Annotated in this window: 17 protein-coding genes; 8 read left to right on the forward strand and 9 right to left on the reverse strand. The window is 57.1% G+C overall.

What is annotated here, in order from left to right; all coding sequences use genetic code 11:
- Positions 1–206: 206 nt before the first annotated feature.
- Positions 207–3,692, forward strand: a complete 3,486-nt coding sequence (locus EGI20_RS06500; RefSeq protein ID WP_498630643.1) for an indolepyruvate ferredoxin oxidoreductase family protein — start codon at positions 207–209, stop codon at positions 3,690–3,692.
- Between the two features lie 115 nt (positions 3,693–3,807).
- Here EGI20_RS06500 and pyrI read toward each other — a convergent pair whose 3' ends face one another.
- The 3 genes from pyrI to EGI20_RS06515 form a co-directional block, all read right to left on the reverse strand.
- Complete coding sequence (gene pyrI, locus EGI20_RS06505) at positions 3,808–4,266, reverse strand: aspartate carbamoyltransferase regulatory subunit (protein WP_124735546.1); 459 nt, start codon at positions 4,264–4,266, stop codon at positions 3,808–3,810.
- 28 nt (positions 4,267–4,294) lie between these two features.
- Entirely contained in the window at positions 4,295–5,215 is a 921-nt protein-coding gene (pyrB, locus tag EGI20_RS06510; protein WP_498630645.1) for an aspartate carbamoyltransferase, read from the reverse strand.
- Positions 5,216–5,867: 652 nt separating this feature from the next.
- On the reverse strand, positions 5,868–7,691 hold the full coding sequence (locus tag EGI20_RS06515; RefSeq protein ID WP_498630647.1) for a phosphoenolpyruvate carboxykinase (GTP): 1,824 nt from the start codon (positions 7,689–7,691) through the stop codon (positions 5,868–5,870).
- 561 nt (positions 7,692–8,252) lie between these two features.
- Between EGI20_RS06515 and EGI20_RS06520 the strand changes: the two genes are divergently transcribed.
- Both EGI20_RS06520 and EGI20_RS06525 read left to right on the forward strand, forming a co-directional pair.
- On the forward strand, positions 8,253–8,645 hold the full coding sequence (locus EGI20_RS06520; protein ID WP_498630648.1) for a helix-turn-helix domain-containing protein: 393 nt from the start codon (positions 8,253–8,255) through the stop codon (positions 8,643–8,645).
- A 48-nt stretch (positions 8,646–8,693) separates the two neighbouring features.
- The gene (locus tag EGI20_RS06525) at positions 8,694–9,200 is read left to right on the forward strand and encodes an FUSC family protein (protein WP_498630650.1); all 507 of its coding nucleotides are present in this window, start codon (positions 8,694–8,696) and stop codon (positions 9,198–9,200) included.
- A gap of 6 nt (positions 9,201–9,206) precedes the next feature.
- Here EGI20_RS06525 and EGI20_RS06530 read toward each other — a convergent pair whose 3' ends face one another.
- Together EGI20_RS06530 and EGI20_RS06535 are read right to left on the reverse strand one after the other, a co-directional pair.
- Positions 9,207–9,398, reverse strand: a complete 192-nt coding sequence (locus EGI20_RS06530) for a Lar family restriction alleviation protein (protein ID WP_498630651.1) — start codon at positions 9,396–9,398, stop codon at positions 9,207–9,209.
- 61 nt (positions 9,399–9,459) lie between these two features.
- The gene (locus tag EGI20_RS06535; RefSeq protein WP_498630653.1) at positions 9,460–10,080 is read right to left on the reverse strand and encodes a LysE/ArgO family amino acid transporter; all 621 of its coding nucleotides are present in this window, start codon (positions 10,078–10,080) and stop codon (positions 9,460–9,462) included.
- A gap of 158 nt (positions 10,081–10,238) precedes the next feature.
- Between EGI20_RS06535 and EGI20_RS06540 the strand changes: the two genes are divergently transcribed.
- The 5 genes from EGI20_RS06540 to EGI20_RS06560 all read left to right on the forward strand — a co-directional run bounded on the left by EGI20_RS06540 (position 10,239) and on the right by EGI20_RS06560 (position 18,187).
- Positions 10,239–14,408: a DEAD/DEAH box helicase gene (locus EGI20_RS06540; RefSeq protein WP_498630655.1), complete on the forward strand. Its 4,170-nt coding sequence runs from the start codon at positions 10,239–10,241 to the stop codon at positions 14,406–14,408.
- A gap of 89 nt (positions 14,409–14,497) precedes the next feature.
- Positions 14,498–14,950 carry a YaiI/YqxD family protein gene (locus tag EGI20_RS06545; RefSeq protein WP_498630657.1) on the forward strand — a complete coding sequence of 151 codons (453 nt, stop codon included), beginning with the start codon at positions 14,498–14,500 and terminating at the stop codon, positions 14,948–14,950.
- A 177-nt stretch (positions 14,951–15,127) separates the two neighbouring features.
- The gene (gene hmpA / locus EGI20_RS06550; RefSeq protein ID WP_498630659.1) at positions 15,128–16,339 is read left to right on the forward strand and encodes an NO-inducible flavohemoprotein; all 1,212 of its coding nucleotides are present in this window, start codon (positions 15,128–15,130) and stop codon (positions 16,337–16,339) included.
- Between the two features lie 111 nt (positions 16,340–16,450).
- Positions 16,451–16,900, forward strand: a complete 450-nt coding sequence (locus EGI20_RS06555) for an Rrf2 family transcriptional regulator (RefSeq protein WP_498630661.1) — start codon at positions 16,451–16,453, stop codon at positions 16,898–16,900.
- 72 nt (positions 16,901–16,972) lie between these two features.
- Positions 16,973–18,187 (forward strand): HD-GYP domain-containing protein, encoded by a 1,215-nt coding sequence (locus EGI20_RS06560; protein ID WP_498630663.1) that lies wholly within the window; start codon positions 16,973–16,975, stop codon positions 18,185–18,187.
- Between the two features lie 4 nt (positions 18,188–18,191).
- On the opposite strand, the gene EGI20_RS06565 is transcribed toward EGI20_RS06560, so the two are convergent.
- The 4 genes from EGI20_RS06565 to EGI20_RS06580 all read right to left on the reverse strand — a co-directional run.
- Entirely contained in the window at positions 18,192–18,530 is a 339-nt protein-coding gene (locus EGI20_RS06565; protein ID WP_498630665.1) for a nucleotide pyrophosphohydrolase, read from the reverse strand.
- A gap of 11 nt (positions 18,531–18,541) precedes the next feature.
- A complete protein-coding gene (locus EGI20_RS06570; protein WP_498630667.1) occupies positions 18,542–18,868 on the reverse strand; it encodes a VF530 family protein in 327 nt (108 codons plus the stop codon).
- A gap of 642 nt (positions 18,869–19,510) precedes the next feature.
- Positions 19,511–20,026 carry a 4'-phosphopantetheinyl transferase family protein gene (locus tag EGI20_RS06575; protein ID WP_498630669.1) on the reverse strand — a complete coding sequence of 172 codons (516 nt, stop codon included), beginning with the start codon at positions 20,024–20,026 and terminating at the stop codon, positions 19,511–19,513.
- A gap of 19 nt (positions 20,027–20,045) precedes the next feature.
- A partial coding sequence (locus EGI20_RS06580) for a hypothetical protein (RefSeq protein WP_498630671.1) occupies positions 20,046–20,291 on the reverse strand: 246 nt, incomplete at its 5' end.

Below are 20,291 nucleotides of genomic sequence, written 5' to 3' on the forward strand. Positions count from 1 at the left end.
TATCGGTTAAACCGACGCTGGCCAACTATGTTGCACTGGCGTACAGACCACAAAGCCCGGAGATAAACGTCAAGCCTTTTGCCCTTTATTTCCGGCTTATCTATCTTGCTGATGGATGGCAATGCAGACGCTACAACTAAAGCACGATCCACAAGATCATCTGCGCCGCCCACTGCGCCACAAGCGCCCATCGTCAAGGAGCATCCATGTCCATCCGCCAGACTTCGCTGGAAGACAAATACACCATCCTGAATGGTCAGGTGCTGATGAACGGCATTCAGGCGCTGGTGCGCCTGCCTATGATGCAGCAGTTGCGCGACCGGCAGGCCGGCCTTAATACCGCCGGCTATGTCACCGGTTACCGCGGCTCGCCCCTAGGTAATGTCGACCTCGCCATGCAGGCGGCAGCCGGCCATTTGCAGGCACATCAGGTGGTGTTTCACGCCGGTCTGAACGAAGACCTCGCTGCGACGGCGGTATGGGGCACCCAGCAACTAGGCCTGTTCGAGGGCGCCAAAGTCGATGGTGTCTATTCCCTGTGGTATGGCAAGGGACCCGGCGTCGACCGCTCCGGTGATGTACTCAAACACGGCAATGTGGCCGGCAGCAGTGCACAGGGCGGTGTGCTGCTGGTGTGTGGTGATGACCATGCAGCCAAATCATCGACCTTTCCGCACCAGTCCGACCATATTCTCGCTGCCAGCATGATTCCGGTACTCAGCCCGTCCGGCGTGCAGGAAGTCCTCGACTTCGGCCTGCATGGCTGGGCCATGAGCCGCTACTGCGGCTGCTGGGTGGCACTCAAGGCCATCACCGACACCATAGAAAGCAGCGCCATCGTCGATGTGTCACCCGAGCGCTTGCAGCCGGTCATTCCCGACGACTTCCCGCTGCCCGAAGGTGGCCTCAATATCCGCTGGCCCGACCCGCCACTGGCACAGGAAAAGCGCGTGCTGCATGAGCGCCTGTATGCAGCACTGGCTTATGCGCGCGCCAATCAGCTTAACCACACCACGCTGGACTCGCCTAATGCACGGCTGGGCATCATCACGACCGGCAAGAGCTATCTCGATGTAATGCAGGCGCTGGACGATCTGGGCATAGACGAGAGCCTCGCAGCCGCGATCGGCCTGCGCATTTTCAAGGTCGGCATGGTGTGGCCGCTGGAGCCGGAAGGCGTGCGTCACTTTGCCGAAGGGCTGGACGAGATTTTAGTGGTTGAAGAGAAGCGCCAGATCATCGAGTACCAGTTGAAAGAGCAGCTGTACAACTGGCGTGAAGATGTACGCCCGCGCGTGGTGGGCAAATTTGCGGAGAAAGGCGAATGGGCCTTGCCCCATGGCGACTGGCTGCTGCCTGCCGCTGGCGAGCTGACACCGGCCATGATTGCACGCGCCATCGCCAGCCGCCTCGCCAACATCGTGGACAGTCCGCTTATCCACCAGCGTCTGCAGTTTTACCGGGAAAAAGAAGCCCAGCTGGTCAGGCCGCGCGCAAGCTTGGCGCGCGTGCCACACTATTGTTCGGGTTGCCCGCACAATACCAGCACCAGGGTGCCGGACGGTAGCCGTGCACTGGGTGGTATCGGTTGCCACTATATGGCGACCTGGATCGAGCCACATACCAAGACCTTCAGCCAGATGGGTGGCGAAGGCGTCGCCTGGCTTGGGCAAGCTCCCTTTACCAGCACCGCACACGTCTTTGCCAATATGGGCGATGGCACCTATTTTCACAGCGGGTTGATGGCGATACGTGCGGCCGTCGCCGGCAACGTCAATATCACCTACAAGATTCTGTATAACGACGCCGTAGCCATGACGGGCGGCCAGCATGTGGACGGCAAGCTGGATGTCCCCCTGATTACGCGCCAACTGGCGGCCGAAGGCGTGGCACGTATCGTAATCACCAGCGATGAACCGGAAAAATATCATGCGGCACATGGCCTGATCGATACGCTGGCACCCGGCGTAGAAGTATTCCACCGCCGCGAGATCGAACGTCTGCAACTTGAACTGCGTGCCACTGCCGGCGTCACCATCCTGATTCACGACCAGACCTGTGCGGCGGAAAAGCGCCGGCGTCGCAAGCGCGGCCTCTACCCCGATCCGGCACGGCGTGTGTTTATCAACCAGCAGGTATGCGAGGGCTGCGGCGACTGTGGCGAGAAATCCGGCTGTCTGTCAGTCATGCCCATCGAAACCCCGCTGGGACGAAAACGGGTTATCGATCAGTCCAGCTGCAATAAGGACTACAGCTGTCTGGAAGGCTTCTGCCCCAGCTTTGTCACCATCGAAGGCGGCCAACTGAAAAAACCTGCCGCCAGACAGTTCGATATCAGCCGCTTGCCGGCGCTGCCCGAACCCGTGCTACCGGCGCTGGATAGCCCCTACGGCATCGTAATTACCGGCATAGGCGGCACCGGTGTCGTCACCATCGGCCAGGTTCTGGGCATGGCCGCCTATCTGGACGGCAAAGGAATTACCGTGCTGGATATGGCCGGGCTGGCACAAAAAGGCGGTTCGGTCTGGTCGCATGTGCGCATCGCCCGCTCGCAACAGGCATTGCACGCCGTGCGCATCGCCGCCGGCGATGCCAATCTGGTATTGGGCTGCGATCTGGTCGTCAGTGCCGCAGAAGAAACACTGGCCAAGATGCGTAGCGGCTTCAGTTACGCCGTCATCAATAGCAACGAGACACAAACCAGTGCTTTTCTGACCCATCCTGATCAAGCCTTCCCCGCCCGAGCCATGAAGGATGCCATCGTCGAATCGGTTGGAGCCGGACGCTATTTCGAGATCAATGCCACCGGTCATGCGACCCGGCTATTAGGCGACGCGATTGCCAGCAATATGTTCATGCTGGGTTATGCCTGGCAACAAGGCCTGGTGCCCTTGAGTGCCGCGGCCATTCTGGAGGCTATCCGCATCAATGGTGCGGCAGTTGGCTTTAACCAGCAGGCTTTCCAGTGGGGGCGCCATGCCGCCCATCAGCCGGCCATGCTGGACAAGATGCTGAACCCGGGCAGTGTGGTGGCCTTTGTTTCACGTGAAACCGTGGCACATGTCGTGCAGCAACGCAGCGCCCTGCTCACCGCCTACCAGAATGAAGCGCTGGCCGTACGCTACCGCGCGCTAGTCGAGCAGGTGCAACAGACGGAAACGCGTGCCAATCCGGCCAGCACGCGCCTGGCACTGGCCGTCGCGCACAGCTACGCCAGACTATTGGCCTACAAGGATGAATACGAGGTGGCACGGCTATACAGCGATGGCGATTTTATGGCGCAGCTTGCCGCCACCTTTGACGGAAACTACCGGCTGGTCTTTCAGCTGGCACCATCATGGCTAAGCGGAAAGCGCCATAGCAAGCGGGCCTTCGGACCCTGGATGCTGACGGCGATGAAATGGCTGGCCAGACTAAAGTTTTTGCGTCATACCGCCTTTGACCCGTTTGGCTGGCAAGCAGACCGGAAACTCGAGCGCCTGCTGATTGCCCGTTTCGAGCAGCAGATCAGAACCCTGCTGCCTTTACTGAACGCCAACAATCTGGAACAAGCCTGCGAACTGGTGCGCAGTTTCGATGCCATCCGCGGCTTCGGTCATATCAAACAGCGCAACTATCAGGCAGCTGATGCCAAAATCACGGCGCTGCAGGCGAGTGTGCTGGCAACAAAACACCCGCGTCAGGCTGCCTGATTCAAGCGGCGCAAACATAAAGACGCCACGGTTTACCGTGGCGTCTTCTGTATTTTGACGCACCGTCAAACGCGGTGCTTTATGTCATGCTTCCCTCTATTACCCTTCGTACGACTTAGCGCACTTCGGCAACGATATCCTTACTGAACACCTTTTCGCAATACTTGCAGCGCATCTTTGTGTCATTTTTATGTTCTTTGACATAAAAAAAGCTGCTAACCGGCTCGTTGTGGGAAATGCAGTTCGAGTTCGGGCAGGCGAAAATACCTTCGATCGTTTCCGGCAACACCAGCTTGTGCTTTCTGACAACATCGAAGTTTTCGATCACGTTGACCGTTGCCTGCGGCGCAAACAATGCCAGTTCGTTGGCCTGCTCTGCGGTCAGTGCCACATTCTCGACCTTGATGATGTCCTTGTTGCCCATATGGCGGCTGATCAGGTTCAAACCGACAGTGACCCGCTCGCCAGTGTCGGCCAGACGGAACAGGCGCAGGATTTTCAGGCCCTGCCCGGCAGGCAGATGGTCGATTACGGTGCCTTCTTTCAGTGCTTCTACGGTGCGCGTGTATTGCATGGTGAATCCTTCCTTGTATCCGGTTTTATCAGACGGTTTCGTTCAGCACGAGGGACAACAGCGCCTGACGCGCATACACCCCGTTCTTGGCCTGCTGGAAGTAATAGGCATGAGGCGTGGCATCCACATCGACCGCAATCTCGTCGACGCGCGGTAGGGGATGCAGGATTTTCATGTTTTCACGCGCCTGCTTCAGCATATCGGCCTTGAGAATGAACTGACCCTGAATCTTCTTGAACTCGGCTTCATCAAAACGCTCGCGCTGCACACGGGTCATATAAAGCACATCGATTTCCGGAATGACCTCTTCCAGGCTGCTGACCAGGGTGTACTTGATACCCTTTTCATCCAGCTCTTCGCAGATGTAGTCCGGCATGGCCAAGGCTTCCGGCGCCACAAAATAGAAATTGGCATTGAACAGCGATAGCGCCTGGGTCAGCGAATGCACGGTGCGGCCATATTTGAGGTCACCGACAAAAGCAACGGTCAGATTTTCCAGCGTACCTTGGGTTTCATAGATAGAAAACAGGTCAAGCAGGGTCTGGGTCGGGTGCTGGTTGGAGCCGTCGCCACCATTAATGATGGGTACCGGAGAAAATTCACTGGCCAGACGGGCTGCGCCTTCTTTCGGATGGCGCATCACGACTGCATCGCTATAGTCGCCGATGATCTTCAGCGAGTCGGCCAGGGTTTCACCCTTCTTGGCCGAGGTATTGCCGCCATCGGCAAAGCCGATGATATTGCCGCCCAGGCGCTGGACTGCCGTTTCAAACGACAAGCGGGTACGGGTGGATGGCTCGAAGAAGCAGCTGGCAATCAGTTTGCCTTGCAAGAGATCATTACGCGGCTCGCGCTTAAGCCGGCCTGCGGTTTCCACGACAAGCTCCAGCTCCTGACGGGTAAAGTCCGGAATAGAGATAATGTGTTTGCGGTAGAGCGTATTTGTCATGGTATGGCTCCTGTTCCTGTCGTTTTGATGTTATTAGATGAAAAAAAAGCTCCTGAATAATCAGGAGCTTTTTTAAAAAATAATATGTCTGCTCGGGCAGCAGTGGCGCGACAAAGAAAACAGCAACAGCGCGGTTGACCGCGTTGATTTGCTGAATAACTTCCTGCTTATATGCCACTTTTTCATGCCTCCGAACAAACCGCGCAATTCTAATCGTAGTTGTCGAAATGAAGAAGCCCCATGTCGCATCAACGACAAAACAAGACCAAAAAATAACAAATCGATACCTATTTTGGTATAAAAATGCAGATAATTTAATAATTTAAAACTCAAAATCCGCAAAGAGCCTAAATCCAGCAATTTCCACCCCACCAACCCGACGACTTGGCATCAAAAAATTATGCTGGTACCAAACAAAAGCACGCAGATTTTATAGCAAGAAGAAAATGGCCTTCTTGCAAGCCGATGCAAAGAGCCGCCAAGTCAGCCCAGGCTTGATACCACGGAAAGACCGCGCATTATCATCGGCAAAACCGGATAAACATTCGAAAAACCAGCAAAACAGCCCGGCAAGTCTCGCCTGCCGGGCTGTTGGATTTAGACGAAAATCATATTAAAGCATGACATTAAATCCGCCTTGCACGGATGAAAATCAGCCCTCAAGAACCGCGCTCAAACGGACACGCTGCTCGGCCAGACTCGCTGGCAACCTGTCGGCCAGTTTGGCCAGCCAGTCACCATGCGCCGCAACCTCCTTACGCCAAGCCTCGGTATCCAACTTCATCAGATCGGTAAACTGCTCGCGGCTGACTTCATCCAGACCGCTCCAGTCCAGATCGTCATAGCTTGGCATCCAGCCCAGTACGCTTTTCTCGGCCTTGGCGGTTCCTTGCACCCGACCGACGATCCATTCCAGTACCCGCATATTTTCACCGAAGCCTGGCCACAGGAAACGGCCGTTTTCATCCACGCGGAACCAGTTCACACAGAAAATAGCCGGCGCCTGCTCCAGTTTGCTCCCCACCTTCAGCCAATGGTTGAAGTAATCCCCCATGTGGTAACCACAGAAAGGCAGCATGGCGAAAGGATCGCGTCGGGTCTGGCCTTGTGCGCCCATGGCAGCGGCCGTAGTCTCCGACCCCATGGTTGCCGCCATATAGACCCCCTCGCTCCAGCCCGTCGCTTCAAACACCAACGGTACGGTAGACGAGCGGCGGCCGCCAAAGATAAAGGCCGAGATAGGTACACCAGCGGCATCAGTCCACGCTGGGTCCAGCGAAGGGCACTGGGTGGCGGAAACGGTAAAGCGCGAATTGGGATGGGCAGCCTTGCGTCCGGTCGCCTTGGCGATTTCCGGCGTCCAATCCTGGCCCTGCCAGTCGGTCAGATGCGCAGGGACATCCTTGCTCATGCCTTCCCACCACACATCCCCATCATCGGTCAGCGCGACATTGGTAAAGATTACATTCTGCTGCAACATGGCCATGGCGTTAGGATTGGACTTGACCGAGGTGCCAGGTGCCACGCCGAAGTAACCGTTTTCCGGATTGATGGCATACAGCTTGCCATCGCTACCCGGCTTGATCCATGCAATATCATCCCCTACCGTGGTGACTTTCCAGCCCTGATAAGCCGCCGGCGGAATCAGCATGGCAAAGTTGGTTTTGCCGCAGGCGCTGGGGAATGCGGCTGCCACATAAGACTTTTCACCCTTGGGGCTTTCCACACCCAGAATCAGCATATGTTCGGCCAGCCAGCCCTGGTCACGCCCCATGGTGGAGGCAATGCGCAGCGCAAAGCACTTCTTGCCCAGAAGAGCATTGCCGCCATAACCCGAGCCATAGGACCAGATCTCGCGCGTCTCGGGGAAGTGGACGATGTACTTGGTATCAGGATTGCAAGGCCATGGTTTGTCTGCTTCTCCGGCAGCCAGCGGTGCACCAACGGTGTGAATGCATGGTACATAGTCGCCATTTTCACCAAGCACGTCGTACACCGCCCGTCCCATGCGCGTCATGATGCGCATCGAGGCCACCACATAAGGCGAATCGGTCAGCTCGATTCCGACATGCGCAATAGGCGAGCCCAGCGGCCCCATGCTGAATGGAATCACATACAAGGTACGGCCACGCATGCAGCCGGCAAACAAGCCTTGCAGTGTGCCGCGCATTTCATCCGGATCCATCCAGTTATTGTTCGGGCCTGCATCTGCCTTATTTGCGGCACAGACATAGGTGCGATCTTCCACGCGCGCCACGTCGGACGGATCAGAAAAAGCAGCATAGCTATTAGGCCGCTTTTCCGGGTTGAGGCGAGTCAGCGTACCGGCCGCGACCATCTGCTCCAGCAGCAAAGCATTTTCCTGTTCGGAGCCATCTACCCAGTGGATAGCATCCGGCTGTGTCAGCTCGGCCACTTTGGCAACCCAGGCAAGCAGACCTGCATGTTTGATGTAATCGGGAGCAGTGGACTGCATGTAACACCTCTGTTTAATGAATCGAATATTTAATTTGGTTATGCGATTTTCACAGATTTGCAATCAATCGTCTCGACAATCTGTCATCAGCATAGCCGCATTGCGTTTTTACCCACACAACAAGTAGCGTCCATGACTTTAGCTGGCTGCTTTGCTTGACAAAAAACAACAACAGCATTTTAACTGCACAAAACAAACCCCAAACACCTAATCCATAAACATAATCCATGCTGTGTTTAGCCTGCTCCCTTGGGAACAGATCTATGACGCGATTCCGTGCTGACACAGCTTGTATTATTGTGTGTGCATTGTATGATTAAGCAGCTCTGGCAATCTACCCTTGCAGCATTGTATTATTTCAACGCTCCGCGCAAATCATACAAAAAAACAACACACATGCAACCCATTGATATACAACAAATCACACACCGATTGCCGTTAGTTAGGACTGTATGTATTCATGCTCATACATACACCGCAAACAATTCACACTCTACGCTGTATGCATGTATGAATTAGGTGTGTATGATACAAACCATAATGAACCCGAGTGAGACCACCATGACTGTTCTGCCTGTCCTTGAGAGCCCGGACTTCCCGTCAGCACTGAAAAACCTGCGCAAGGGATTACAGCTCTCGCGTACGGCCCTGGCCGACAAGGTAGGTTTGTCTACAGCAGCAATCCAGCGCTACGAGGCAACAGACAACAGCCACATCAAACCCAGCCCTCAGGCATATGAACGCCTGGTTCGCGTTCTGGCCGAATTGCAGGTCAAATCCACTGTGCAGCCTGCCGCACGGATACGTCCGGCACCGGCCATCATGGATCCCCTACCCCAGACCGAACTGGCTACCCCTGTCTTGCCGGCCATCCTGCTAACCGACGCGACACTGGAACAACTGATTGCCCGGGCCAAGATACTGGGTGCAAAGAAAGTCACCATCGAGTTCTGAGGCTAAGGTCTACACTCTTAAGCATATTGATGATGTTTAGGAATAGCTGTGAGCATCAAATTTGGCAAATTGGATTTTATTGCCGCTATACGCATCATGCTGTTGGTCATGCTGACCGGCGCTTGCGGCTATGTGCTTGGCGGAAAGATACCCGGAGCTTCAGCCGAGATAGGCCGTTTATGGGCCGTCATTTCCGGCATAGTGGTCTTGCAGGCGACAAGTGACGAGACCATCAAAGCCGCCAGCAAACGGGTGCTGGGTACCCTGATTGGCGCCACAGTGGGTTGGCTTTACCTGATTCTGCTGCCCAATAACTGGGCAGCCGGTTTTATCTGTGTATTTCTGACGATATTGCTCAGCCAGTTGCTGAGCGTACCGGACAACGGCCGTCTGGGTTGCGTCACCGTGCTGGTAGTACTGGTCATTTCAGCCGTCCATCCCGGGCTGCCCCCGCTGGTCAACGCCAGCCTGCGCTTTTTCGAAGCCGCTATAGGTTCAGGTATTGCCTTATTGTTGGCCTGGCTATGGCCACACCCGGATATGTCCAGACCCTGATAGCTGTCAGCGCCTGCTGTTCCAGTTATGAATCGCTTCTTTCTTGTTGTCCGCTTGGGCGCCGATGCCAGTGCAATTGCCTTGGCCGATATACTCCATACACTGCACCCAGAAACGGTGTGAGCCCGCCTTGACCAGCTCGGCGCGCGAGCCGCATTTATTGCAGGGTTTGATAGCAGTGGTGTTAGTTTCCGTCATGGTTATCTCTTTTCGGTTAGCTAGATCAGGATCATAGCGTATGGCCACACTTGACCAGCTTTCATTTCAAGCCAAAGTTAAGCAATAGGGAAATGGCGGTTGTAAACATTACCGCAGCAATCACACCATCCAGAATGCGCCAGCTAGCCGGCTTGGCAAAATAAGGTGCCAGCCGTCCGGCTAAAAATCCTACCGTAGAGAACCACAAGACGGAGGCAAGCAATGCGCCTCCGATAAAGGACAGTTGCCCGGCTTCGCCATAAGCAGCAGACAAGCCGCCAATCAATACCACGGTATCCAGCCACACATAGGGGTTGAGCAAGGTCAGTAGTAAAACGCTGCGAATAGCACCGCGCCGCTCATGCACGATGTCACCCTCCAGCGAGGAAGCCTGTGGTTGCAACGACGAGCGCAAAGCGCGCAGCCCAAGCCAGGCAATAAACCCGGCGCCCAGCCAGCTGACAATGGTGATAAATCCCGGAATAGCAGCCAGCAAGCTGCCGATGCCCAACACCCCCAGACTGATCAGCAGCACATCGCAGACAATGCAAATCACAACGATAGGCAAGATATGACGGCGGGCAATACCCTGCCGGATCACATAAGCGTTTTGCGGACCGATGCCGATAATCTGACCGGCCGCCAGCGCAAATGCGGACAGGAAGACATTGATATTAAACATAACCGGCCGCCACAGTTAAACCATTAGCATACATCTTAATCATACAAATAGAACAGTATCCGCCTTGCTTGCCACCTGCTTCTCCTGATAGAAGCGCATCTCTGAAACAGGTGCTGCGCTAGAATAGCCGGCACCATCCTCCCGCCACTTACCATTCAATGCAGATTACGACCGAAGCGTTTGCCCTGCAGCCGCATAACTCCCGTACCATTTTGCGCGCATTGGCCCTGTACTGGCAGCCCTGTACCCGCACCACCTTGGGTAAGCTGCTGGCCAGCCTTAATTGGAACGATGACGGGAGCCGGCGTTTCAAGATGAATACGCTGCAGGAAACACTTACGCTATTGCGTGAGCAAGGCTGGGTAGAAGAACTACCCAACCGCGCCGGTTACTGGCAACTCGCGGTCGAGGTCATCACTACGGCTTACCTCGACATGCTGGATAGTGCGCCTGCCCGCGATTTGCAACAGGCACTACTGGATGTGCATGAATTAGGAGAACTCAGCTTACGGATGTGGCGGCCCTATTTCTCTAGCCCGGAAGTTGCCGTCAGCGTGCTGCGGCTGGAACTGTATAGTGGCAGCAGCCCGCAACGCATGCACAGCTTCGAGTCCTGGTGCCGTAGTAGCGACGATTGGGAGGCACTGCTGCAATCGGCGGGACTGGATGACTTCGACCCCATTCTATTTAAACGCCTGCACCCGCAGATGCAGGCCCATCTGGCCACGGTCGCGCTATTGCGCCTGCAACTGGGATGGGATGAGCGCTATAGAGAAATGCCACAACTGGCACAGGCATTGCTGGATCGGGGTCATCATGCCGGCCCGCTGCCCCAAGCCCTGATCGAATACGCCATTCTGTCCGGCCAGCCACAGCGGGTGGAAGCCATCATCAGTCAGGTTGACCAGGCTCAAAGCGCCAGCCAGAACACATGGCCGGGCTATATCGCCTGCGCCCGTGCCGCCGTGGCGGCCACGCACGGACAATGGGCCTGTGCGCAACAGGGCTTCGAGCAGGGCCTGGTTCTACTGAGGAAGGCCAGCGGGCGGCGCAAACAACTGATACACGACACCATCGCCTGGCTCTATCCGCTATCCTTGATGGCGCAGCAGACACCGGCCCAGCTGGAGCTGGCGCGCAAGTTCTGCGCCGCCGAAGCCGGCAGCAAGAATCCGGGAAACGACAGCCACTGGGGGGTACTGTGCAACGCCGTCCGTATCCGCTTGGGCGAGTTGCCGCATGCGGCCTGCTCCTTCAGCCTGCAAAGCTCGCAATATTACTACCACGATGTCGATTTCTGGCGCTTACTGGCGCGCGTCTGGTTGCTGGAACCAGGCAAGACTCTCTCTTTGACGGATGCCGAAAAAGAAGCCGTTGCGCTGGTGCATGCCCTGCTCAAGAGCTGTGGCCTTAACTGGATGGTGGAACAGCTGAATGCCGCACGGGCACACAGCCAGGGACAATCGGCAAGTAGCCCGTTTTTTGCCGGACAGCGCAATGAAAGCTGGCGTATCACGCTGGCCGCGCTGACGGCTCTGGGCAATAGCACGGCCAGCGCCACGATCGACACCAGCACGCGCCTGATCTGGCAGATTGAGCTTGGCGACAATGGCGAGGTGCGCGCCATCACGCCGCTTGAACAAAAACAGGGGATACGCGGCTGGGGTAAGCCCAAGATAGCGCCCCTGTCGCGACTGGCCAAGGACGAAAAGCTGCCGCCAGAAGACCTGCGCGTCGCCCGCGCCATCCGCAAGGCCTACGGCAATACCCTGTATCTGGATCTGGCCAGCGCCATCGTAGCTCTGGTCGGCCACTCCATGATCGAGCTTTCCAGTGCACCCGGGCAAAACGTTGAGCTGATAGAGGCCATGCCGCAACTGGAAGTCGTCGAGCTCAATGGCGAACTCAAGATCAAGGTCATACCGGCCATGCGCCCGTCGCCACTCTCGCAAAACTCCTACCTGACGGCGGCGCAAGAAAAAGAACATGAGGCGCTCAGGCTGATTAGCGTACTGCGCGATTCATCGACCCGCGCGCGGCTGGTCCGCTTTACCCCCGAACAACAGCGTGCCGCACAGCTAGTAGGAACAGGACTGAGCCTGCCGGCTCAGGCACGCGAGGAATTGCAACAGGCACTGACGGGGCTGGCCGGTCATTTTCAGGTTGAAGGCAACCAGATTGATGCGGCACGCGAAACCGTTGCCGATGCGCGCTTGCGCGCCGAACTCTCGCCCAAGGATGACGGTCTGGTGCTGCGTCTGGTCGCGGCTCCGCTGGGCGAAGCCGGCCCACGACTGATACCGGGCCATGGGCGCGCCCAGCTGATTACCCGTCTGGGCGGTGAGGCGCTCAGTGCCAGCCGCAACCTGAAAGCCGAAGCCAAGCATCTGGATGAGGTACTGGCCGCCGCCGACATGCTGGACCCGCTGCCGCGCAAAGCACCACAAGAATGGGAGATTGCTGCGCCGGACGACGCACTGGCACTATTGGCCATACTGCTGGAACTGCCGCAAATCGCCGGCATAGACTGGCCGCGCGGCAAAGCCATACGTGTAGCGACCCTGCATCCTGCGGCACTCAAAATCAGCGTCAGTAGCGGACAGAACTGGCTGGCTCTGCAAGGCGAAGCCAACATAGACGAGCAGTTGGTGCTGTCGCTATCGACCCTGCTCGAGTTTGCCAAGACAGAAAACCGCTTTGTCGCGCTGGGCAATGGCCAGTATCTGACGCTAACGCAGGAATTGCGCACACGGCTGGCGGAAATCGCCACCGTCGCCGACATCCACAAGGGCGAAACGCGCATACCGCAACTGGCTACGCAATGGCTGGATCATGCACTGGACGGGCTGGACATCACCACGGACCCGGCCTTCCGTGAACGCTTGCAACGCCTGAGTGCCGCCAGCGACAGCAAGCCCGCCTTACCCGGCGGCTTGCAGGCCGAACTGCGTGACTACCAGCACGATGGCTATCAATGGATTATGCGCCTGGCCGCATCCGGTTTCGGAGCCTGCCTGGCCGACGATATGGGTCTGGGTAAAACGCTACAGGCGCTGGCCGTCTTGCTGGCGCGCGCCAAAGATGGCCCGGCGCTGGTCGTCGCCCCCACTTCGCTAACCGGAAACTGGCAAACCGAAGCACGACGTTTTGCGCCGGCGCTGAATGTCAGCGTTTATAGCGAAGGCGACGATATCAGCCGCAGCGATATGATAGAAAAAGCCCAGGCCGGTGATGTGCTACTGGTGTCGTATACTCTGCTATTGCAGGCCAGCGCGGCTTTTTCAGCAAAGGCCTGGCACACACTGGTGGTCGACGAGGCGCAGGCCATCAAAAATGCACAAGCCAAGCGCAGTCAGGCCGTATTTGAGCTCAAGGCCGATTTCAGGCTGGCGCTGTCCGGTACGCCGATCGAAAACCGCCTGTCCGAATTGTGGGCCATCATGCGCTACTGCAACCCGGGGCTGCTTGGCAGCAGCAAGCGCTTTGGCGAACGCTTTGCCAATCCGATAGAGCGGGAAAACGACCGCCATGCCCAGCGCACGCTGCGCCGCCTGATTGCGCCATTTATCCTGCGCCGCACCAAGCAGCAGGTGCTGGACGAGTTGCCACCACGCACCGAACTGGTCCTGACGGTCAAACCCGGTGCGGCCGAACTGGCCCATTACGAAACCCTGCGCCGTCAGGCCTTGCAGCAAGCCGAGCAAAGCATGAGCGAGGGCAATAGCGCGCAGGCACGGATGAATATGCTGGCGCAACTGACCAAGCTTCGCCGTGCCGCTTGCGACCCGCGCCTGGTCAATCCGCAACTGGGTCTGACCGGTGCCAAGGTACAAGCCTTTGCCGAACTGGCCGAAGAACTGGTCGCCAACCGCCACAAGGTGCTGGTGTTCAGCCAGTTTGTCGATTTTCTGGCCTTGCTGCGTGAGCCGCTGGACCACGCTGGCATTGCCTACCAGTATCTGGATGGCTCGACTCCGGTTGCCGAACGCAATCGCCGCGTAGCGGCATTTCAGGCCGGCGAAGGCGAGCTGTTCCTGATCAGCCTCAAGGCCGGTGGTTTCGGCCTTAACCTGACCGCCGCCGACTATGTCATCATCGCCGACCCGTGGTGGAACCCGGCAGCCGAAGACCAGGCCATGGGCCGCGCCCACCGCATGGGGCAGCAGCGCCCGGTTACCGTCTATCGTCTGGTCAATGAAGACACGCTGGAACACAACATTATCGCAATGCACCACGACAAGCGCACACTGGCTGACGGCATACTGGAAGACGGTGGCGGCGCCGTCGTACCGTCCGGCGAAGACCTGCTGGCATTGATACGCGGCTGACCTCCCTGACCATCAAACTGCCCGCAGCCCTGTCGTAGCGGGCATAAGGAAAACCAAACTCATGAAATTGTCCAAACCTCGGAGCGCCCATGCCTATCTGGGTTGATGCCGATGCCTGCCCCAAAGTCATCCGCGAAGTCTTGTGCCGTGCCGCCGAACGCACAGCCATGCAGACTACCTTTGTCGCCAACCAGCTGTTAAGCGTGCCATCTTCGCCACACATCCGCGCCCTGCAGGTTCCCAAGGGCTTCGACGTAGCCGACAACGAAATCGTACGCAGGGTAAACCGCGGCGACCTAGTGATTACCGGCGATATTCCGCTGGCGGCCGAGGTACTGGCCAAGGGTGCAGCCGCACTGAACTGGCGCGGCGAGCCGTTCTCCACAGAAACCATCGCAGCGCAACTGACCATGCGCGACTTTATGGAAACACTGCGCGCCAGCGGCATTCAGAGCGGCGGCCCGGCCACGCTTAGTCAGGCCGACCGGCAGGCCTTTGCCCGCCAGCTCGATAGCTGGCTGGCACGCCAGCATCTGCGCTGACAGCATCACAGGGCAAGACCCTCCCCATCAAGATGATGCAGGCACGAGGTGACAAGCTGCTTCTTAATATGTAATATTGATACATCTTTTATAAAAACCCGTTGGCCATCATTCCGGAGACGGGTTTTTGTTTGCCTCTAAAGATGTGCAAAATATACAACTTAAGGAAACCTGCCCGTGCTGACCCCATCCCAGATTGAATTTGTCAAAGCCACGATCCCGGTACTGCAGGAACACGGCGTGCTGCTGACCACGCATTTCTATGCCCGCATGTTCCGCGATAACCCGGAGCTGAAGCAGATCTTCAACCGTGGCCATCAGGAAGCGGGTCAGCAACAACATGCGCTGGCCGGTGCGGTGCTGGCCTATGCGCAACATATCGAAAATCCGGGCGTACTGGCTCCGGTACTGACCCGCATCGCCAACAAACATGTCAGCCTGGGGATCCGTGCCGAACACTACCCGATTGTAGGTGGCCATCTGCTGGCCTCGATCAAGGAGGTGCTGGGTGATGCCGCCAGCGATGAGTTGATCGAGGCCTGGGCAGCGGCCTATGGCCAACTGGCCGATGCGCTGATTGCCGAAGAGAACGCGCTGTTTGCCCAAAGTGCACTCAAGCGTGGTGGCTGGACTGGCTGGCGTGCCTTCAAGGTCGCTCGCAAAACCGCCGAGAGCGAGGAGATTACCTCTTTCTACCTGCAGCCGGCCGACCAGGGCCCGGTACCGGATTACCTGCCCGGCCAGTATATTTCGGTGCGCATGTTCGTGCCGGAATGGAATGTGATGCAGCCGCGCCAGTACAGCCTGTCCGACGCACCCGGTGGCGACATGCTGCGCATTTCGGTTAAGCGCGAAGCCGCCGGCGAGACGACACCAGCCGGCCGCGTCTCCAACCTGCTGCATGACACACTGAATGAAGGCAACCTGATCGACCTCGCCCCACCTTGCGGCGACTTCTTCCTGCATAGCGAACGCAGTACACCGGTCGTGCTGATCAGCGCCGGCGTCGGTCTGACACCGATGCTGTCCATGCTCAACCATCTGGTCAAAACGCAAAGCCTGCGTAAAATCCGTTTCCTGCATGCCACGCGTAACGGTAAGACCCACGCCATGCGCAATCAGGTCAACCGCATTGCTGCCGAATGCGACAATGTCGCCAAGGTGGTGTTTTACGAGACCGTCGAAACTGGCGATGTGGCTGGACGCGACTACGACCACGCCGGCCGCATGGATCTGGCCTCGATTGCCGCTCAGGCCATCCTGCCGGATGCCGACTACTATCTGTGCGGTCCGCTGCCGTTCATGCGTGCACAGCACGCGGCCTTGCTGGCACTGGGTGTAAAAGCCGGGCGCATCCACGCCGAACTGTTCGGCACCGGCGGCCTGTAAACCGCCATCAGCCCAAGACTGCCCCGCTTCATCCGGGGCATTTGCCTTTCTACCTAGAGCCCCCGTGCCGGGCAAGGTATCCTAGCCACACATTATCCAACTGGCTTTGTCATGCAACTCACCCGCTTCACCGATCTTGGCCTGCGCGTCCTGATGTATCTCACTTACCAGCCGCGCATTACGCCGGTGACCATCAGCGAAATTGCCGAACGCTTCGCCGTCTCGCGCAACCACCTGGTCAAGGTCGTGCATTTTCTCGGCCAGCAAGGCTGGATCATCACCACCCGTGGCAAGGGCGGCGGCCTGGCGCTGGCTCATGCTGCGGCCAGCTATCGGCTGGGGGAGGTGGTACGCGTGATGGAAGGAGGCAGCCCGCTGATAGACTGTGCTGAACCCCCTTGTGCCCTGAGGGATGGCTGTCGTCTGGGATCGATACTGGGCATAGGACTGGATGCCTTTTATGCTGCGCTGGACAGCTACACCCTGAATGATATTGTTGCCTCACCGACCGGTGAAGCCATCATCCGCCTGCATCGTGGCGATGCAGGCTACAATTGTTAATTGGTACCTATATATACCAATGACTATAATTTATAGTCTGACTTAATACAAACAAGCGCAGCAGATCCTGAAATGATCAAGTGCATCAATGTGATAGACCTCAAAGTAGGTATGTACATCCATGATCTCAATTGCGACTGGATGTCACACCCTTTCTTAAGCAAACGCTTTCTGGTGTGCAGACCGGACGACATCGAAAAAATTGCCGCCAGCGGAATCCATGAGGTGTATATCGACACCAGCAAGGGGCTGGATGTGGACCATGCCCCTACCGTGCATGAAGTCAAACAACAACTGGAAAGCGAGATCATTGCTTTTGCCAGCAGTACGCAAGCTTTGCCGCGCAAGGTGGAAGCTTATAGCGAGCTATCCCAAGCCAGGCAGATCAATGAACAAGCCAATCAAATTGTCTTCGACATCATGCAGGATGTACGCTTGGGACAGCAGGTCGAGCTGGAGAAAATGGAGCCTGCCGTTACGCGGATGACGCAATCCATCCTGCGCAATAATGGCGCCCTGCTATCACTGTGCCGTATCAAAAACAAGGACGATTACACCTTCCGCCATTCGGTCAGCGTGGGTGCGCTGATGATCAGCTTCTGCAACGCGATGGGAATGGACAAGCAAACCATACATCTGGCCGGCATAGGCGGCATGCTGCACGATATCGGCAAGATGAAAATACCGGACAGCATCCTCAACAAGCCGGGAAGGCTGACCGAAGACGAGTTCGGTATCATCAAATGCCATGTCGTCGAGAGCAAACAAATTCTGCAAGCGACCAACGGCATTTCCAGCCAATCCATCGAAGTCGCAGCCCAGCATCACGAACGGCATGATGGCAGCGGCTATCCGGCAGGTCTCAAGGGTGACGAGATTTCTCAACTGGGCCAGATGGCGGCCATTGTCGATGTCTACGATGCGCTGACTTCAGAGCGTTGCTACCACAATGCCATGCCGCCAACCGATGCACTCCGGAAAATTTACGAGTGGTCAAAATTCCACTTCAACCCTCAGCTCGTGCAGGCATTTATGCGCTGTATCGGCATTTATCCGGTCGGCACGCTGGTCATGCTGGAAAGTGGCCGCTTGGGTGTCGTTATCGAACAGAACGATAACAGTCTGGCCGCACCCAAGGTCAAGGTCTTCTTCAGCAGCAAGAGTAATACCCATATCCGGCCGGAAATCGTCGATCTGTCGCGAAACCTGGGGATGGGAGGCGGAGATAAAATCGTGCGCCACGAGTCCGCCAGCAAATGGCGGCTGGATCCCTTACGCTTCCTGTAAAAGATCAAGGCGCCGGATATTTCTCCGCATTCTTGCGCAGCTTGTCAGCTAACGCATGCTCGAGATCCACGCCGGTCACTTGCGCCAGCCGTACCAGATACAGCAACACATCGGCGATCTCCTCGCCCAAGTGCTCGAACTCGGCCGGATCATCAGCGATGGCAGCCGCTTCGGCGTCTGTTTTCCACTGGAAGATCTCGGCCAGTTCCCCCACCTCACCGGTCAGCGCCAACACCAGATTTTTCGGCGTATGAAAGCGCTGCCAATCCCGCGCATCGGCAAAATTCTGCAGCGCTTGCAACAAGCGCGCCGCATCCAGCAGCTTATCCCGGTTCATCGCCATGATAGCCCCGGTCAGGATTTTCGGGAAAACAGACGTGGACGCGTATCCGTCGAATCCGCTGCCGAAGGAGCCGCGGCTTGCGCCACCCTGGCTGCACGCGGCGCAGCAGCTCTAGCCTGTCTGGCCTTCATATTGGCAAACAGCGACTCAACCTTGGCACGCGCCCATGGCGTACGCCGCAGGAAAATCAGGCTGGTCTTGATGCTGGGCTGAAAGGTAAAACAGCGAATCTTGATGCGCTGCCCGAGATCTTCCCAGCCATAATGCGCAACCAGTTCGTTCAGCATCGCTTCCAGCGTGATGCCATGCATGGGATTATCAGGTTGGGGCGAGGTCATAGCAGGCTTTCAGAGAAGGAACGAAGATTCAGCATAGGCGCTTGCCCAGCCATAAAACAAAAAGCGCCATCAGGCGCTTTTTTGCTACATAAATTCGGGTGGTGCCCGGGCCGGGGTCGAACATACCAACTCTAAGCACCGAAATTACTGGGTTTTTCATTTTAACGCTTCGGAAAGTACCCCAAAAAGTACCCCCAAGTCTTTGACGTTATCATTGATATATTAACATACCCCCGGCAAAAATCCACCCGCTAGCGGCACCCTACCTCAGCATCATCGCCCCTTCCACTTCCACTTCCACCTCCATACCATGCTCGGCCAGCCAGGCCTTGCGCTGGGCATAGTCCGGCATGGGGCACTCCACCCGCAGCCAGAAGGCAGAAGGCAGAAGGCAGAAGTGTGATCTCGTGCCCGACTGTTCAGCCAAATAGGCAATTATTCGAGAGTAATTTTCAGCCAGGCCAAAGACTCTACGCCACTGAGCTGGGCTTGGGTCAGACGAAATAGCCACGGCTCAAACAGCGCTGCGCCAGCCACAAGTCATTGCCGTTTCAGGCCAGCAATTTAAGGCGATAACGGTCGCGATTGGGAAAGACACCCCACTACCAGAGGCTGTGTATAGATGCGGAAAAATAGAAAAAATCAGTTGCTTGACGAAGCCCACCAGCACAAAGGGCGCGGCCGGTCGGCTGCGATACTCAGAGGCACTCCACCACGCCATAGCGTCAGCAGCCAGCCTTGCGGAAGCCGTTGCCAGGAAGCCGTGGGCCATCCAACCCAAAGCGTCGAGGGCGGGATTTCCAGACCGGTGCCCATCAGCTTGAGGCAAGCTTCCTTGCGCGTCCACAAGGCAACACATGCCCGCTGGTCGGCTCTGGCCAGCCCCGGCCGCTCGTCCGGATGCAGGATCAACTCAAGCATCCCGGCATCAATCAGCCCCGGCTGCGGCTGCTCGACATCAATGCCCACGGCCGCATCCTGACACAGACCAACGCAACACCACCCGGCCGTCGAACTGCGGCTGACGCCGGCCGGCACCCATGGCAGGACGGATATCAGCTGCTGACATAACTGCCGTGCAGCCCGCCGGGCATCGGGGCGAAAATCCGGTGCGGCCTCGTACGCGAGGACAAGGCTATCCGGCATCAGGGCCGACATGCCTTGCCCATGAAGCGGCTCAAGCGACATAGCCCATCCGGCCCTGATAGTTCTGAGTGATCACAGTCACCACCTGTTCGACACCACTACGCACCACATCCCGATGTTCTAGGTCAGTCAGTACCCGTTCGAAACGGGCAAACCTTGAAGGATCGAAACCGTTGTACTTGCGGTGGAACAGTACGCCTGAATTCCGTATCGTCAGATCGGAAACGACCAATGTGACATCCAGCCGGCAAAGCTGCAGCTGGATGGCCGAAAGCTC

Source organism: Aquitalea sp. S1-19 (genome assembly GCF_024343515.1).